Genomic DNA, 1,325 nt, shown 5'->3' with positions numbered 1-1,325 from the left:
AAGGTCCTCTCCAGCCCGGGAAGCCTCCTGTCATGTCCACCGATCACACAGCCGAGAGCTGGGACCACGACCTGGACGACCTCTTCATCACCATCGGGCACTGCTTCGGCCGCGTGGAGCCGCGCCGCCGCATGCGTGACTACGTACGCGGGCTGCTCGCCCCGGTAGCCCGCAAGAACAGCTGGCAACTGGCCGAACAGGCTGGCCACGCCACCCCCGACGGCCTGCAGCACTTCCTCTCCCGCGCCCGCTGGGATGCCGACGACGTCCGCGACGAACTGCACAACTACGTCGCCCAGCAACTCGGCCGACCAGGCGGCGTACTGATCGTGGATGACACCGGCTTCCTGAAGAAGGGCATCACTTCCGCCGGTGTCCAGCGCCAGTACTCCGGCACTGCCGGCCGCACCGAGAACTGCCAGATAGGTGTTTTCGCCGCCTACGCCAGCACCGCAGGCCGGGCTTTGGTGGACCGGGAGCTGTACCTGCCTAAATCCTGGACCGACGACCCCGAGCGCTGCCGCGCCGCCAAGGTCCCCGAAGAAAGGCAGTTCGCCACCAAAGGCGTCCTGGCCCAGACGCTCGTGCTGCGTGCTCTCGCATCGCCGCTGCCGGTCACCTGGGTGACCGCGGATGCCGCCTACGGCCAGGAGTACCGGTTCCGCCGAACGCTGGAGAAAGCCGGGCTCGGCTACGTGCTGGCGGTGCCGAAGTCCCAGTTCGCTGCGGGCTGCCCACGCATCGACTACCTCTTCGCCCAGGCACCCCACGAGGCGTGGGTGCGCCGCTCGTGCGGGCAGGGCGCCAAGGGTCTGCGCATGTATGACTGGGCTGCCGTGCGGTTACCCGTTGTCAGTGAATTCGACTACGAAGACGGCGAGTTGGTGCGCGAGCGATGGGCCCTGGCCCGGCGCGGCGAGCACAAGCCGGAAGAGGTCGCCTACTACCTGGGCTGCGCTCCCGTCGGCACCGCGGTGGACGAGCTGGTGCGGGTCGCCGGTAGCCGGTGGGCGATCGAGGAGTGTTTCCAGGCAGCGAAGAACGAGTGCGGTCTGGACCAGTACGAGGTCCGCCGCTACGTCGGCTGGTACCGGCATGTCACCCTGTCCATGCTCGCCCACGCCTTCCTCGCTGCCACGACCGCGCAAGAGCGCGAAAAGGGGGCGACACCGGCGAGGAAGACGAGGTCGTCGAGCTCACTGTGGCAGAAGTGCGGCGACTCCTGGCAGCTCACACTTCCCACCGCCCCTGCAAACTTGCGCATGCGCTGAACTGGTCGCGTTGGCGCCGACGACGCCAGGCAGTAGCCCGCCACTGTCACTACC

Annotated in this window: 1 protein-coding gene; it reads left to right on the top strand. The window is 67.8% G+C overall.

Features of this window, described 5'->3' with window-relative positions; translation table 11 throughout:
* The first annotated feature begins 32 nt into the window (after positions 1–32).
* Positions 33–1,271: an IS701 family transposase gene (locus LCE31_RS39660; protein ID WP_225023144.1), complete on the top strand. Its 1,239-nt coding sequence runs from the start codon at positions 33–35 to the stop codon at positions 1,269–1,271.
* Positions 1,272–1,325: the final 54 nt, after the last annotated feature.

Source organism: Streptomyces sp. 8L, from assembly GCF_020176795.1.
In the GTDB taxonomy this organism is placed as follows: Bacteria; Actinomycetota; Actinomycetes; order Streptomycetales; family Streptomycetaceae; genus Streptomyces.
Note: the sequence above shows the minus strand (reverse complement) of the source record. Positions and strands in the feature narration are given on the sequence as shown.

What these genes read in the sequence shown, in the direction of transcription:
- LCE31_RS39660 (WP_225023144.1), top strand. Translation starts at nt 33, where the DNA reads ATGTCCACCGATCACACAGCCGAGAGCTGGGACCACGACCTGGACGAC.